Genomic DNA, 16,512 nt, shown 5'->3' with positions numbered 1-16,512 from the left:
TATTTGAGCAATTTACTTTAATTTTTCATTATTATGGTGCCTGTCGTGGTCGCGTTTGGTTTTTTTGTCCATTTTTTTGTCGAAAGCAGCCTGCAAGTCAATACCTGTTTGATTAGCTAAACACAGCACCACGAACACCACATCGGCCAACTCTTCACCCAAATCTTTGTCCTTGTCACTTTCCTTTTCACTCTGCTCCCCATAACGTCTTGCAATAATACGGGCCACTTCCCCTACTTCCTCGGTAAGCTGCGCCATATTGGTGAGCTCATTAAAATATCTTACCCCGTGCTCTTGGATCCAATTATCAACTGCCTTTTGGGCATTTTCAATATTCATTATATTATTTTTTTAAGTACAATCTTTTCATTATGCTTTTCTACATAAGCCCCAATAAAGTCCTTGAAATATTCATAATCTTCTGGAAGCACTAAAGTAGTATTTAAATCAAAATTTACAAGTAACTGAAGATAATTCCCCATACGATTTATTGCATAAACAAATTTTGCCTCCCCATTATTAAACTCACTTCCTCCGTTTCCAGGCATTGATTCAAGTTCATAGCCATCAGGAAGTAATATAGTGACCATATATTTACTTCTTATAGGGAAATCCAAAGTAATTGGATAGCTTCTCTCTTCTTGTTTAAATAGATTTTCCGATTCTGCAAAGAACAACAATGGATTAAGCAATATTGTTTCACCTATCACCTCAATTTCTCCTTGCGTTTGATAATTATAAGAAATTTGCAATGGCTTACCTGTGTTTGAGAGCTCTCTAAACTGTATATTTTCAATGACAACATCCCCCCTATCCATTTCAAACTCCTTCACCAACTCATCATCTTTTGAATCAGCAAATCTATCCCGATAATCCATAGCCATATAGTTGGTTAGAATTTGCCTCACCTCGCCTGAAATGCTTAAATCTGGTTGTATTTGAACTTTCATTGAAGTAGTCTCCTCCGACATCACTTTGCTTTTTAATTGCACCCAATTAGAACTTCCATTTTTCCTGACAATTCTTCCTTGCCAATGCAAAGCTCTAGATGGCAAAACATTAATAGCTCCATTAGAACTAGAAGCATCCATCAAAACCTTACCTTCATCATTTTCAACCACACAAATAACATAGTTGAACCCTTGTCGGGTTGGAAACAATGGGATACCGTTATTTTTAGTGCTTACCAATACTGGATTAGCCATAATACCTATTTCCCTTAACATGGCTACCAAAATTAAATTGATATCTGCAACATTACCTACTCCTTCTTTATAGGCTTTTCTAACTCCATTTTCTGCAGCAACACCATAATTGCCATTCCATTTCACTTTGGACTTAACGTAATTATAGATGAGATTGATTTTTTTAAATTCACTTGTTTCATCTTTAAGCAAATCGGCTATATCCTCTTTAAAATAGCCGCTTTTATTTAATTGCCCACCAAACTTATCAAGGTCATAGATATTTTTAGTTACATCTTCCCATGTAGAAGCAAAATACTCTATTGGTTCTCCAGGATATTCAATACTCTTTAGCTCCAAAATTAATTTTGCTCTATAATTATAAATATTATCGAGCATAGGCTCTTCTTTTAAGGCTGGAATATTTACCTCCCTTGCCATTATCACATTATTGATATAATCTAGTTTTGAGTATTGATAGTTGGTAAAAGCAGGCCTTGTACTCCACTTCCTGTTTCTATCATCCTTGCTATTAAGATTTAGCATGCCATTTGAGGTTGAATACTCTAACTCAGGAACGTATTTTGACTCGGGATTAAAACGTTTATTATAATTAAAATACTGAGGAGTGCTCACTTTTAAATCGTATTTTAACATTGGAATAGTGTACTGAAATTGAATATCTCCAATTTGCATATATGGCGACCTTATTCTATAGGTATACTCAATTACACTTCCTTCCTTTACATTGGGCATTGTAAAAGACTCATACTTCCAATATTCGTTGGCCAATTCTTGAAATACGCCTTCTTTTTTTAACTTGTCCCTAACTAACCTCCCATCAACTACATTAAATGTATAGCCTTTTAAAGACGTTAAAACCTCACTATTCTCGATTGATCTATTATATAATATGACTCTTCTCGTTGCCCAGTCATACCCTGCCTTATTATAAATCTTAATACGCTCATGTACTTCCCGTATTTGCACAAAGCCTTCTTCTTGAGAATAAGTAAACCAAATTTTTTCATTTTTGTACAAAATAGCTGCGTTTGCAGAAGAGTCTTGAGGGCAGATTTTTTCTTCAACTTGTTGTTTAGAAACCTTTCCAAAATCGTAATCCTGCTCCTGGGCCATCGAAATATGGCTGACTAGAAATATTAAAAAGATTGCAACAATAGCTTTCATTATATCTGCTCAATACAATTTATTATTAATAATTCAAACTAAAACACAGATTACAGGACACAATAGTACTTTAAACTCCCTCCTTAACCGAACTAATCAGCTCTTTAAAATTGAGCATTATAGTATTTTTTTTAACACAACCTTTTCATTATGTTTTTCTACACTGGATTTAAAAAAGCTTTTAAAATTTTCGTAGTCTTCAGGCAATACCAAAGTAGTATTTACATCCAGGTTCACAAGAAGCTGAAGATATTGACCATTTTTTCTTACTATATAAGTTAACTTTGCGGCTCCATTATTAAAATCAACTGCACTGTTTTCCGGAAGCGTTTCTACCTCGTACCCTTCAGGAATCATAACATTTACCATATACTTTGAAAAAACTGGAAAATCCATTGTAATGGGATAATTTCTTTTGGTTTGTTTAAAAGGATTTTCAGATGTTGCCAAAAATAACATTGGTGAAAAATAAAGCTTCCCTGCAATCTCCTCAATACCATCATTAGATTGAAAATCATAGGTGATTTGCAGTGGCTTCTCAACATCTTTCAAATTATTCAGCTCTAGATTTTCAATAACAATCTCACCTTTGTTTTTCTCGTACATCTTAATTAAATCGTCATGGTTTACATGCGCGTATCTGTCCCTGTGTTGCATAGCGACATAATGCGTGAGATTTTCTCGAACTTTCCCCTCCAATGTTAAATCTGGATTTATGGAAATGTTCAAAAGCACGGTTTCCTCTGATTTCTCCTTAGGTTGTAAATCAATCCAAGCGGAACTTCCATTTTCGCGGATTACTCTTCCCTGCCAATTCAGTGCTCTAACGGGCAAGATATTGGCCGTGCTATAGGTATTTGTAGCATCTAATAAAACATTAAAATTCACATCTTCTATCATGCAAACAACATAATTAAAGCCTTGACGTGTTGGAAAAAGAGGAATCCCATGATTCTTGGTGCTAAGCAAAACAGGATTGGCCTTAATGTTGGCACTACGGAGCATAGAAACTAACATTAAATTTATATCGCCTACATTACCTGAGCCTTCCTTATAAGCTTTACGAACACCATTGTCTGTCCTATAACCATAATACCCATTCCACTTTACTTTTCTTTTCACATAATCATAGATGAGACTGATCTTTTTTGCATCATTTGTTTCGCCTCCTATCAGAGCTTCAATATCCTGTTCAAAGTATCCTGTTTTATCCAATTGCACTCCAAACTCGTCACTATCATAAATCCTTTTGGTCACTTTCTCCCAAGTAGAGGAAAATGATTCCAATGGTTGATTTGGATATTTTATGGCCGTTAACTCTAGGATTAGCTTTGCCTTGTAATTATTAATATTATCCACCAGAGGTTCTCTCTTTAATGCAGGAATATTCTCTTCATTTGAAGTTATGACGTTATCCAAATAATCGGTCTTGGATTGACTGAATTCTGTTTTAGTCGCTGACCATCCTCCATTAGCCACCCGCTCTTTACTATGAATTGTAAAGCTATTATTGACGGTTGTCAAATTAAGTTTTGGAATGTAAGTAGACTTAGGGTTAAGTAATTTATTATATATATAATATTCTGGAGTACTAATTTTTAAATCATACTTTACAATTGGAATGGTATACTGAAAGTCAATGTCATCAATTTGCAAATAAGGTGATTTAATTTTGTATGTATATTCAACTACACAACCCTCCTTTACATTGGGCATGGAAAAGGATTCATACTTCCAATACTTGTTGGCCAGCTCTTCAAAAACACCGTCTTTTTTAAGCTTCTCTTTTTCAACCTTACCGCCAATAAGGTTAAAAGTATAGCCTTTTAAGGAGGATAATGATTCCGAATTGGCTGCAGACCTATTGTACAGCCTTACCTTCTTTGTTGCCCAATTAAAACCATCTTTATTATAAATTTTAATTCGCTCATGAACTTCCCTATTCTGCATAAATCCTTCCCCTTGGATATACTCAAAACTTATTTTTTCACTTTTATACAAAACTACAGCATTAGCTGAAGAATCTTGAGAGCAGATTTTGCTTTCAAGTTCTTGTTTTGAAACCTTTCCAAAATCATAATCTTGAGCATATTGCGTAGTACTCAACAATAAAATCATTAATGTTACAACGACTTTTTTCATAACCTTTTAGAGTTTTAAAGTTAATGCTAGTTTAGCTTTATCATTTTTTACCACAGAAGCCTTAAAGTCTCTGAATTTGTCATATTCTTCTTTAGGATAATTTCCTTTGTTCAAGCTATAGGTACGCTGATAGAGTATCTCATGATCATTGAGCTTTGTTATTGAAAATTGATAGAACCCGTACTTAGTATCGATTGTTACAGCTTCTGGTATAGCCTCAAAACTAAGGGATTCATCAATTTCAATTATAAACTCATCAGTATCGACAAAACCCCTTTCAATCTCAAAATCTAAAGTTCTATTTCTATATCGTGTGGGTATATGGGTTACTCTATTGAATATATTTGGATTAACCAACAGAAGATTTCCTGTTTTAGAAGCATAATTTTGTGCGGATACCTTAATGTTTTCAGTAAAGAGAATACTGTCCTTATCATTCTCAAATTCCATTTCATCTATTGATAAATTATTGACATAATCCCAATAATTTTTAAAATATAAATCCTGATCTCTAGGATCTTTATTCTGAACCCCTTCATGCAAAGCATACTGATACCCCTGAGTTTCAATAGCTACCTCACCCTTCAAAGATCCATCATTGAATATTTTCACTTTAGCATTGGTAACCTGTTTACTTTCTTCTTTAGAGTATGCTGTTGTATGGATTATCTCTCCTCCTTCTGGGGTTACAATCAAGGCATCTCTATCGTCAGTAAAACCAGCAATAAATCCAAAAGGATTTGTTTGACTGGTACATTCCAACCAAATTCCACTATCATTATTTGGAATGTATAGTACAGCGTGATTACCTTGTTGTGCAGAAAATTCCCTGTCTATATTTAATATACCTCTGCCTCCATAGATAAGAGCATAGTAAGATTCAACACCTACCTCTTTTAAAAGCGATCTAGTATAATTGGACAAGCCTTTACAATCGCCATACCCCAAACGATCTACATCACTGGCTAACATAGGTTTCCAGCCTCCAATACCAACTTGCACACTTATATAACGCGTTTTGTCCTGCACATATTTATACACAATCTTAGCCTTCTCTATCTTGTCATCCACTCCATTAGTTAATGCTTTTATTTCCTGTTTCACATTTTCCGGCAAGGGGTCTGTACCTGTTAGTAACTTATCGTAAGTCCATTTACCAAACTCTAACCAATTATTATTAACACCTTTCACCCCAACCATATCAAACTCAACTAAAGCAGCCTTTAATACTGGAGCAAACGTTTTAAACCCCGGACTATAAGCTTCAGGTTTTAAAGACATTAACCCACTTGCTTTGTAATGAAAATCATTTAGCTTTATAATATTATAATTTTCAAAATTTTCAGTCTTTATTTTAATTTCAACTTCCGAAGAATTTACAATTTCATACTCACTGTTTTCAGTACTTACATAGTATCCTTCAATGGGCCTCCAACCTGGTAAAAATGCAGTTGAGTTATACTCTATTTCAACATCCAAAAGCACTGTATATGGATAACTCACCGGAGTATAGTCTAAATATTTTATGCGACTATCTGAATACAAAGTTCCTCCACTAACAGCACTTACATCTTGAAAATCCTTCTCCTTAATTTTTTTCAATTCTTTTCCATAAGCATCAAAAATCTTCACTTCTAAATTTTTAATTTCAACACCTCTTTCATAGTGAAATATTGCATCAACATCAGAATTTCCGGCTTTACTTAAAACAGTTACAATTCTTTTTTGAGTAAATAAAATTTCATTATAGGCTTTAACCTCAATTTTTTGATCATTATACCTTACAACAGCATTTGCCTTAGATTTCAATTCGGAAGGAATGCTTAAGGCTGAATAAAGTTCTTGCTGTGAATACACAATAGAGGCTATGAAGAACACCCCTAAAAAGGATAGTATCTTGGTAGTCATGGGTTGGTTTTTGGTCTTTAAATCTAATAAAATTCTCCAAATTAAAGGAGAAATCTATAAAGATTACGCCCGTTTATTCTTTAACCAATTGAACATCAAAACAATAAAGCAAGGCACAAAAATATAAAGCAACTCGCTCATTATCACTTTAGCACCCCATTTGAAAAAAAGCGTTCCACACCAATTGGTGATACTTGGATGACCTTCCAAGGAAAGAAATATCGATGATTGTCGAATGGAATAAAAAAGCCCACACCTTTGCCTCCAGTAGTAAAAGCATCCAAAAGACCATGAGACGAAGTGCTCAATAAAATTATGATGGCATAAATAGGCTTCTGCTTTTTACCAAAAGCCAAGGTTAGAAACAAGGTCCAAATAACTGCAAATACAATGGAATGTGTAAAACCACGGTGTCCCCAAGGTGACTCATATAGAACCCCCAACATAAATCCCAACACATCAGCGTCTGGAATTATGGCTGACAAAACTGCCAGAAATATTAAAGATTTTGACACTTTTTTGGAGGCAACTTTACCAATAGTAAAGGCTAGCATTCCATGGCCAAAGAGTGAAGCCATTACACTTTGTCTTTTGTATCGATAATAATAGTTACGGGGCCATCATTTACCAAAACGACTTTCATATCGGCACCAAACTCTCCCGTTTCAACGGTTTTACCTAAATCGGCTTCAAATTTAGCCACAAAAGCTTCGTACAATGGAATGGCAATATCTGTTTTCGCAGCATTAATATAACTAGGACGGTTTCCTTTTTTTGTACTGGCATGCAAAGTAAACTGGCTTACAACAATGGCATCTCCATCCACATCAATCAAAGATTTGTTCATCACCTCATTCTCATCTGGAAAAATTCGAAGGTTGGCAATCTTCTTGGAAAGCCAGTCTATGTCCTCTCGAGTATCCTCATCTACAATTCCCAATAATATCAAAAGGCCAGTTTTAATATTAGCTACTTGCTCACCATCAATATTGACACTGGATTGCGATACTCTTTGAATGACTGCTTTCATTAATTTGAATATTATTCTTTGGAGTAGTTATCGGTACGGTAAGATTCGTCTTCGCCTTCCAAAATTTGAAGGTAACTTCTATATCGAGAATAGGCAATTTCATCATTTTCCAAGGCTTCCTTCACGGCGCACTTTGGCTCATCTACATGGATACAATTATTGAATTTACAATGCTGTTTTAATTCAAAAAACTCAGGAAAATAGTCTCCAACTTCTTCTTTATCCATATCTACCACTCCAAACCCTTTGATTCCTGGAGTATCAATTATTTTGGCTCCAAACTCCAAATCGAACATTTCGGCAAAAGTTGTGGTATGCTGCCCCTGCATGTGCTGCATGGAAATTTCCTTGGTCTTTAAATCTAAAGTCGGCTCTATAGCGTTTACCAAAGTAGATTTCCCTACTCCAGAATGGCCTGCAAACATGCATACTTTGTCCTTCATTAATGACTTTACCTTATCGATATTTTTCCCAGTCGCTGCCGAAATACCAATACATTCGTACCCAATTTTTCTGTACACATGGGCCAAATACCGTACCTCGTTCAAAGTGTCTTCATCGTAAGTATCAATTTTATTGAACAGAAGAACCGTAGGCACCGAATAAGCTTCCGCAGTCACCAAAAAGCGATCGATAAAACTCGTAAACGTTGGTGGATTATCAATGGTTACCAACAAAAATACCACATCAACATTGGCAGCAATGACATGTGTTTGTTTTGAAAGGTTTACCGATTTCCTAACAATATAGTTTTTGCGATCCTTGATATGATGAATGACCCCAGTAGTTTCATCATTGTTGGTCTCCAATTCAAAGTCCACCACATCACCCACGGCAATAGGATTGGTACTCTTAATTCCCTTAATTCTAAACTTCCCTTTCATCCTACATTGATAGGATGCACCGAGCTCTGTTTTAACGGTGTACCAACTTCCTGTAGATTTATATACGATTCCTGTCATGCGGTACAAAGATGTGAATTATTCGCTTGTCAAACAACAAAAAAGACCACCTTTGGTGGTCTTTATAATTCATATTAAAAGAAGTATTTCACACAAAATCACTTAAGAATTTATAATCTTCTCTTGATGGTTAATGGACTCTTGGTGAATGGCTTTAAATACACGCAAAATAAATTCTTCGCTTAAATTTTTCTCCTCACCTTGAAGAATCATTTTACCTAAAATCTCATTCCATCGTTTAGACTGCAATACAGCTACGTTTTTAGATTTTTTAAGTGCTCCAATATCATCGGCAACCTTCATGCGTTTCCCCAAAATTTCAATTAACTGATGATCAATAAGGTCAATTTGCGTACGCATCATGTTAATTTTATTATTAAATTCGGCAGCATCATCAAACTCCTTTCTAATCTTCAAATCTTTGGTTATCTGAATCAAGGTCTTTGGTGTGATTTGTTGCGCGGCATCGCTCCAAGCATTATCTGGATCGTAATGGGTTTCTATCATCAAACCATCATAATTTAAATCCAAGGCAGTTTGGCAAAGATCAAAAATGATATCTCGCCTTCCAGCAATATGTGAAGGATCTAAAATAAGTGGCAAATCTGGAAAACGGTTTTGTAAATCAACGGCTATTTGCCATTCAGGATTGTTTCTGTAGTTAGTTTTTTCATAGGTTGAAAATCCTCTGTGGATCACCCCCAGGTTTTTAATATCTGCCGTATAGAATCGTTCAACAGCTCCTAACCATAAAGACAAATCTGGGTTTACAGGATTTTTCACCAATACCGTTTTATCCGTTCCCTTAAGCGCATCGGCAATATCCTGAACTATAAACGGACTCACCGTAGTTCTGGCGCCAATCCATAAAATATCTACATCATGCTCCAAGGCCAAATCCACGTGATGGGCATTGGCAACCTCGGTAGTGGTCAACATTCCTGTTTCTTCCTTTGCTTTTTGCAGCCATTTAAGTCCTAAAGCTCCCACACCTTCAAAGTTGCCAGGTCTTGTTCTTGGCTTCCAAATTCCCGCTCGCAATACCGTAGCATCACTATCTTTTAATTCATGTGCAATTTTCAACAACTGCTCCTCTGTTTCCGCACTACATGGCCCTGCAATTACCAACGGATGCTCCAATCCGAAGTTGTCTAACCACGATCTAAGTTCTTTCTTGTTTTCCATAATGCTCTGTTTTAAACGATTCCTTTTAATATGACTTTAATATGGTTGGTACTCTTCATTTCATTGTAAATTTCATCAAACTCGTCGGCCTTCATAAACTCCTTGAATCTTGTGAGGTTGTCTATATACTCTTCCAAGGTTTCAATGACATTGACTTTGTTCTGCTTAAAAATTGGAGTCCACATTTCTGGTGAACTTTTAGCCAAACGCACCGTACTCTCAAATCCACTTCCTGCCAAGTCAAAAATATCACGCTCATTTTTTTCCTTTTCAATCACGGTTTTCCCCAACATAAAGGAACTGATATGCGACAAATGCGATACATAGGCAATGTGTTTGTCATGCGCCTCTGGATTCATATACCGAATTCGCATGCCCATAATTTTGAAAATATTTAATGCTAACTCCTGCAGTTTGAAGGCCGTTTTTTCCACCTCGCAAATAATGTTGGTTTTCCCAACAAACAAGCCTTCAATAGCAGCCGAAGGCCCTGAAAACTCAGTTCCCGCAATGGGATGGGTGGCCAAAAAATTTCTTCGTTTTGGATGATTTTCCACCACTTTACAAATGTCATTTTTGGTGGAACCGGCATCAATTACCAAGGCATCGTCATGTACCAAATCCAAGACTTCAGGTAAAAGTTTTACAGTAGCATCCACAGGGACAGTCACTATAACAATATCTGCTTTAGACAATGTTTCCATGGTGGACTTTTCATCTATAATTCCCAATTCCTTGGCCTGTTCCAAATGTTTTGGATTATGGTCAATACCATAAATCACCGAATCCGGAGTCAAACGCTTAATATCTTTGGCAATGCTTCCGCCAATCAATCCAATTCCTATGATGTAAATATTTTTCATACTACTTAACTCTAGCTATCGCTTCTTCTATATCTTCTATTGGGGCACACAATGAAAACCGAATATAGCCTTCTCCATTACTTCCAAACACAGTTCCCGGAGCAATAAAAATGGAATTGTTCTTCAATAATACATCTATAAATTCTTCGGCCTTTACAAAATCAGGCAACTTTGCCCAGACGAACATTCCCGTGGCAGTTCTATCAAAAGTACAGTTTAATGCTTCGGCCAATTTCCAAACCAACTCCCGACGCTTTTCATAGACACTGTTAAGGCTTACATACCACATTTCAGAACATTTTAAGGCTTCAATGCTACCTTTTTGTATACCGTAAAACATACCAGAATCCATATTGCTTTTTACCTTGACGATGGCATTGATATAATCTGATTTTCCCAAAACCATTCCTACTCGCCAACCGGCCATGTTAAACGTTTTACTCAACGAATTCAATTCCAAACAGCAATCCTTCGCGCCTTTGTATTTCAAGATGCTTCTAGGATGTTCATTCAAAATAAAACTATATGGGTTGTCATTCACCAATAGAATGTTATTACGTTTGGCAAAAGCAATCACATCATCATAAAACTTGTTTGGCGCTACAGCTCCAGTTGGCATGTGCGGATAGCTTAGCCACATCAACTTCACCTTACTCAAATCCTGCTTTTCCAGTTCGATCAAGTCCGGCAACCATTTACCTTCTTCATTTAAATCGTAGAACACAGGCACACCTCCCACCAATTTGGTCACAGAAGTATAGGTTGGATATCCCGGATTGGGAATCAACACCTCATCGCCTTCATTTAAAAAAGCCATGGAAATATGCATGATGCCTTCCTTACTTCCCATAAGCGGCAACACTTCTGTTGTCGGGCTTAAAGCCACTTCAAACCTCTCTCGGTAAAACACCGTAATGGCTTCCCGCAGCTCTGGCAAACCATAGTAGCTTTGATATTTATGCGCCGAAGGATCAGACAGACTATCTGTAATAGCTGCCAACACTTTCATGGGTGGCTCCAAATCTGGGCTTCCAATTCCTAAATTGATAATAGGCTTGCCATGTGCCTTTAGCAATGCCACTTCCTTCAGTTTTTTCGAGAAATAATATTCCTCCACTGTATGTAACCTGTCAGCTACTGTAATCATAGTTTAGCGTTTTTATATTCGCCCAATATTTTTAGGTCCTGAGACATGATTTTTAAAATAGACTTCGCCTTGTCATAATCGGCATAGGCTTCAAAAGTGACATCCACAAAAAAGGCATACTTCCATGGCGTCTCTATTTTTGGCAAGGACTGTATTTTGGTTAAGTTCAATTTACAATCACTCATCACATTAAGCACTGTAGCTAAGCTACCACGTTTATGGTCCAATTCAAACTTCAAGGACGCTTTATTGATTTCTTCTTTAGGAATTTCAGAATTTTGCTTTTTCACAATCACAAAACGAGTCTCGTTATGAGAAATGGTTTGGATACTTTCCGCCAAGATTTGAAGCTCGAATAATTCCGCCGCCAACCTACTGGCAATGGCTGCCACATTTTTAAGCCCCTTGGTTTTGATTCGCTCCGCTACCTCAGCTGTATCCTTGTCTTCAATCAACTTGATGTGTGGATATTCTTTAAAAAACTCCTTACACTGCAGCAAGGCCATAGGATGTGAATACACCTCATGAATCTCTTCGATGGATTGATTTGGCAAGGCCATTAAATGATGCTGAATATCCAAATAGTGCTCCCCAATAACATGCAAGTTATGAGTATCGATTAAGGCGTAATTAGGAATTATAGAACCCGCAATGGAGTTTTCTATGGCCATAATTACCGCATCACTTTTACCGCTAAGTAAACTGTTTACCGAATTATCAAAAGACAAGCATTCATCAATGATGACATCATCATTAAAATATTGTTGACAGACTATATGATGAAAAGACCCCTTTATTCCCTGTATTGCAACTGACTTTATCATGTAAAAAAAAAGTCCCGATTTTCATCGAGACTTATATATTAAATTTATGGCTATAAATTATACATACAGAGTCTCGTTCCTTTTGCTAAAAAAGAAATAAAACCAATTAAAATATGTATAATTATTTGTGTTCATTGTATTTACGAATTGCTAAAGTAATTAATATTTCCACAAATCAAAGTACTCGCCTCTATTTTTTTATTCATTTCCATTTTTTTTCACGAATTTACTCCCATTGAAGGTTTAAACTATATAATTACTATTTTTGAACAAACAATTCTCTATATGTCAATAGCAGTTGCACACATATCCAAGGTTTACGGCACACAAAAGGCCTTGAACGATGTTTCTTTCCAAGTGAACAAAGGTGAAATTGTTGGTTTTTTAGGCCCCAATGGTGCTGGAAAATCAACCATGATGAAAATCTTGACCACTTATATCGAAGCCAGCAGCGGGGAAGCTAAAGTGTGTGATTTTGATGTGAACTCCGCTTCTAAAGAGGTACAGAAACATGTTGGCTATTTACCAGAACACAATCCGCTTTATTTGGAAATGTATGTTAAGGAATACCTCCATTTTAATGCAGGTGTCTACAATGTAGCCAAAGAGAGAATTGCCGAAGTCATTGAACTTACTGGATTAACACCCGAAGCCCACAAAAAAATTGGTCAGCTCTCAAAAGGATATCGTCAACGTGTTGGATTGGCCAATGCTCTCCTTCACAACCCAGATGTGTTGATTTTGGACGAACCTACCACAGGATTGGATCCCAACCAATTGGTTGACATCAGGCAACTGATTAAAAATGTTGGAAAGGAAAAAACCGTATTTTTATCTACACATATCATGCAAGAAGTGGAAGCCATGTGCGACCGAGTAATCATTATCAACAAGGGTGAAATAGTGGCAGACAAACGCCTTTCTGAACTTAGGGAAGGGAAAGACCAAACCGTGATTGTTGAATTTGATTACCGTGTAGAAGAAGCCTTTTTACAAAAATTGCCTCATGTAAAATCGGTAGTTAATGTTCATGATTTTGTATATGAAATCACGTTTTCCACATCAAAGGACATGCGCTCTCATGTGTTTGATTTTGCCCATGATAACGAACTCAAAATCCTTCAACTGAACCAAAAGAATGAAAGTTTGGAAAGTTTGTTCAGGGAATTGACCAATAAATAAAGGAATGCTCTTCTAGTTCTGGAAAATTAAATTTCCGGTATACAAGGTTTCCAAGGTAACCTCTGAAGGTTCGTTTAGAGAAATCACATCTCCAGGCCCTAAAATTTCTCCAGATAAAGATTGTTGGGGATTTACAATCATATCATTGCTCCCGCGGTGATAAATATCCACATGCTGAGCAATCAGGGCTTCACCTTCAAAACGTCCTGCTCCAGCATAAAAACCAACAAATAAATTTTCGGTTTGCCCTGTAATGTAGAAAGACGCCATATTGTTGGCTACAATTTTCACTTCAGAAGCATTGACATCCAACCTAAAATCTCCTGTAGTAAAACTATCAGGTGCATTGTAATCTTCAGACAGCAATTGAAGGATCGGAAAATTTAAGGTCCCTTTCGAAGAAATATCGTATTGTGTAGAACTTCTTATGGTTTTAATATTCGGTGCCGTTACATACATTTTGGTCACACCATAGTCCCGCACATAGTTACAAGTATTATTGTCGGCTAATTGCAACTCTCCATCCACTACTTTTACAGATACATCATTGATAAGGTTCTCACCTGTTTCAACCAAAACCTGAAAATCACCTTCAGCTAGAATCACTTCTATATCCCTGTTCACCAAAATCCGTTCAAATTCTTGCACTTCAAATTCCTGCTGAATGATGCTTCCTGAAGTTTGAAAACAATCATTGGCGTTCTCACTGTCGCAAGCAACTATCAATAATAAAACGAAAATGTAAATTAACTTTCTCATACCTATAATCGAATTCCAACTCCTAGTTCAACGGCTTCTGCTTTAGCTCCATGCGACTTCAATGTTAAAGCAGCAAAAACTTTATCTCCAAAATAACGTTTTAAACCTACTCTAAAATAGGTGCGCCCCTCAAAATCGAAAGGATAATATACATAGTATCCTACTTGGGTTACCACCGACATTTTATTGATGAACAATTCGTGACCTGCAAAAATCCCAACCCGCTTCCAATCTTCATCCCCAGAAACATTTTCCTCTGGAAAAGCCACCGATTGGTAGTAAATCAATTCCTTTAGAAATTTTGAGAAAAACGCATCAGCCCCCAACTGAATGGCACTTATATGCCCCAAACGTTTATCTGCATAGGCAGACAACACATAAAAGGGAAACCTTCCACTGTCTATGACGTCGCTTTCATTGATTCCTGTTCTAAACACCAAATTATATTTGATGGGTTCAGTAAATTTCTCCTTTGTTAAATCGTCGACATACTCAGGATCACTTTCCTCCAAACTGTAAACCACCCCTACATTTAACGTCATGGAATTCACGCTAGTATTGGGCGCCTTTACATTGGCATTGGAATAATGAATCAAGCTCAAACCACCCTGAATTCCAAATCTATCAAAAATGCGTTCTTTTTTATAATTCAGCATCAAATAAGTACTGCTCAACACATGCGACCCAAAGGCCACATTTTTAAAGTTATCATACTTATCATAAGGATTTGTGGTATATGCCAATCCTTGACCAATACGCAGCATTAAATTACGCTTAAAAAAGTAGAAGTTGTAATGGGCATATAGAGAATAGTTGTTCCCCAAAACATCATTCTTTAAATTTTGATAGGCAAAGGACACACCATAATCTGGATAATTATAACGCTGTTCCCAATCGTTGAACCCAAAGGTTTTCTTGTTCCAACTAACAATAAAACCCTCGGGATGTCCCTTGATTAAATGTAGAATGCTGTTGTTATGAAGCGCTATGTTCCCTTTAAAATAATTGACTTCCACAGTAGAAGACTTGGACTCAGTTTCTTGAGAAAAAAGAACTCCGATCCATAAAAAAAATAGGCAGGAAAATAGATGCTTCATAGGCTGGATTATGGGGCAAAAATAGCAGAATAATTAAAACAAATGTTCTGCTATAGCCTTTATATTGTCACTTTTCCCCATAGAGTAATAGTGCAACACAGGCACTCCTGCCTCCAATAATTCCTTAGACTGTTGAATAGCCCATTCTATACCTACTTGGCGTACTGCTTTATTGTCTTTGCTGTTTTCTACAGCCGAAATCAATTCTTCTGGCAAATCAATTTTAAACACATGTGGCAACAACTGTAAATGGCGCTTTACTGCAATAGGTTTAATCCCCGGAATGATTGGCACATCAATCCCTGCTTCTTTAGCAGCCTTTACAAATTCGAAATAACGCTTGTTATCGAAGAACATTTGTGTCACCACATAATCAGCACCAGCATCCACCTTTTCCTTTAAACGCTTCAAATCCGTTTGAAGTGAAGGTGCTTCGATGTGCTTTTCTGGGTATCCCGCTACACCAATACAAAAGTCAGCTCTATCATCGGCTTCAATAACATCATGAAGGTATTTCCCCTCATTCAAATCCTGAATCTGTTTTACCAATTCACTGGCATAGGTATGCCCCCCTTTTGCTGGCTCAAAATACTTTTGGTGGCTCATGGCATCACCACGCAACGCCATAACATTTTCAATCCCTAGATAGTGACAGTCTACCAATACATATTCGGTTTCTTCCTTTGTAAACCCACCACACAATACGTGAGGCACCGTATCTACATTGTACTTATGTTTTATCGACGCACAGATTCCAACTGTTCCTGGGCGCATTCTTGTAATCTTTCTATCCAACAAACCATTTCTATCAATATACACGTACTCTTCACGAGACGTAGTGACATCAATAAATGGCGGTTTAAACTCCATTAAAGGATCAATATTGTTATATAGCTCCTGAATATTGCTCCCCTTTTTGGGAGGTATGATTTCAAATGAAAACAATGTTTTGCCCTTGGCCTGTTTGATATGATCTGTTACTTTCATAATATTTCCCTCAGTTGGAAAAGTGTTTAATTACTGTCTCTTTCTTACTAATTG

General features: G+C 36.7%; 15 protein-coding genes. 1 reads left to right on the top strand and 14 read right to left on the bottom strand.

Features of this window, described 5'->3' with window-relative positions; genetic code table 11:
- Positions 1 to 12 precede the first annotated feature (12 nt).
- From ZA05_RS12680 to ZA05_RS12630, 11 genes are all read right to left on the bottom strand, one after another.
- Positions 13 to 339 (bottom strand): nucleotide pyrophosphohydrolase, encoded by a 327-nt coding sequence (locus tag ZA05_RS12680; protein ID WP_053992057.1) that lies wholly within the window; start codon positions 337 to 339, stop codon positions 13 to 15.
- Positions 339 to 2,372: a DUF3857 domain-containing protein gene (locus tag ZA05_RS12675; RefSeq protein WP_082333771.1), complete on the bottom strand. Its 2,034-nt coding sequence runs from the start codon at positions 2,370 to 2,372 to the stop codon at positions 339 to 341. The genes ZA05_RS12680 and ZA05_RS12675 overlap by 1 nt, the downstream gene beginning before the upstream one ends.
- Positions 2,373 to 2,489: 117 nt before the next feature.
- The gene (locus tag ZA05_RS12670; protein ID WP_082333770.1) at positions 2,490 to 4,514 is read right to left on the bottom strand and encodes a DUF3857 domain-containing protein; all 2,025 of its coding nucleotides are present in this window, start codon (positions 4,512 to 4,514) and stop codon (positions 2,490 to 2,492) included.
- 6 nt (positions 4,515 to 4,520) lie between these two features.
- Entirely contained in the window at positions 4,521 to 6,422 is a 1,902-nt protein-coding gene (locus tag ZA05_RS12665; protein ID WP_082333769.1) for a DUF3857 domain-containing protein, read from the bottom strand.
- Between the two features lie 143 nt (positions 6,423 to 6,565).
- Positions 6,566 to 7,000, bottom strand: coding sequence for a metal-dependent hydrolase (locus tag ZA05_RS12660; RefSeq protein ID WP_231632495.1), 435 nt, complete (start codon positions 6,998 to 7,000; stop codon positions 6,566 to 6,568).
- Entirely contained in the window at positions 7,000 to 7,452 is a 453-nt protein-coding gene (gene dtd, locus ZA05_RS12655; RefSeq protein ID WP_053992054.1) for a D-aminoacyl-tRNA deacylase, read from the bottom strand. The genes ZA05_RS12660 and dtd overlap by 1 nt, the downstream gene beginning before the upstream one ends.
- Positions 7,453 to 7,463: 11 nt before the next feature.
- Positions 7,464 to 8,414, bottom strand: coding sequence for a ribosome small subunit-dependent GTPase A (rsgA, locus tag ZA05_RS12650; protein WP_053992053.1), 951 nt, complete (start codon positions 8,412 to 8,414; stop codon positions 7,464 to 7,466).
- Positions 8,415 to 8,516: 102 nt separating this feature from the next.
- A complete protein-coding gene (locus ZA05_RS12645) occupies positions 8,517 to 9,599 on the bottom strand; it encodes a bifunctional 3-deoxy-7-phosphoheptulonate synthase/chorismate mutase type II (protein ID WP_053992052.1) in 1,083 nt (360 codons plus the stop codon).
- A gap of 11 nt (positions 9,600 to 9,610) precedes the next feature.
- Positions 9,611 to 10,462, bottom strand: coding sequence for a prephenate dehydrogenase (locus tag ZA05_RS12640; RefSeq protein WP_053992051.1), 852 nt, complete (start codon positions 10,460 to 10,462; stop codon positions 9,611 to 9,613).
- 1 nt (position 10,463) lies between these two features.
- A complete protein-coding gene (locus tag ZA05_RS12635) occupies positions 10,464 to 11,609 on the bottom strand; it encodes a pyridoxal phosphate-dependent aminotransferase (RefSeq protein WP_053992050.1) in 1,146 nt (381 codons plus the stop codon).
- The gene (locus ZA05_RS12630; RefSeq protein ID WP_053992049.1) at positions 11,606 to 12,433 is read right to left on the bottom strand and encodes a prephenate dehydratase; all 828 of its coding nucleotides are present in this window, start codon (positions 12,431 to 12,433) and stop codon (positions 11,606 to 11,608) included. The genes ZA05_RS12635 and ZA05_RS12630 overlap by 4 nt, the downstream gene beginning before the upstream one ends.
- Before the next feature lie 285 nt (positions 12,434 to 12,718).
- Between ZA05_RS12630 and gldA the strand changes: the two genes are divergently transcribed.
- Positions 12,719 to 13,615: a gliding motility-associated ABC transporter ATP-binding subunit GldA gene (gldA, locus tag ZA05_RS12625; RefSeq protein ID WP_053992048.1), complete on the top strand. Its 897-nt coding sequence runs from the start codon at positions 12,719 to 12,721 to the stop codon at positions 13,613 to 13,615.
- A 12-nt stretch (positions 13,616 to 13,627) separates the two neighbouring features.
- Here gldA and ZA05_RS12620 read toward each other — a convergent pair whose 3' ends face one another.
- The 3 genes from ZA05_RS12620 to metF are packed head-to-tail and all read right to left on the bottom strand — an operon-like array spanning position 13,628 to position 16,458.
- Positions 13,628 to 14,374, bottom strand: coding sequence for a head GIN domain-containing protein (locus ZA05_RS12620; protein WP_053992047.1), 747 nt, complete (start codon positions 14,372 to 14,374; stop codon positions 13,628 to 13,630).
- 2 nt (positions 14,375 to 14,376) lie between these two features.
- Positions 14,377 to 15,471, bottom strand: coding sequence for an acyloxyacyl hydrolase (locus ZA05_RS12615; RefSeq protein WP_053992046.1), 1,095 nt, complete (start codon positions 15,469 to 15,471; stop codon positions 14,377 to 14,379).
- Between the two features lie 33 nt (positions 15,472 to 15,504).
- Positions 15,505 to 16,458: a methylenetetrahydrofolate reductase [NAD(P)H] gene (metF, locus tag ZA05_RS12610; protein WP_053992045.1), complete on the bottom strand. Its 954-nt coding sequence runs from the start codon at positions 16,456 to 16,458 to the stop codon at positions 15,505 to 15,507.
- Between the last annotated feature and the right edge of the window lie 54 nt (positions 16,459 to 16,512).

Source organism: Mangrovimonas sp. TPBH4 (assembly GCF_001280505.1).
Taxonomy (GTDB): domain Bacteria; phylum Bacteroidota; class Bacteroidia; order Flavobacteriales; family Flavobacteriaceae; genus Mangrovimonas_A.
Note: the sequence above shows the minus strand (reverse complement) of the source record. Positions and strands in the feature narration are given on the sequence as shown.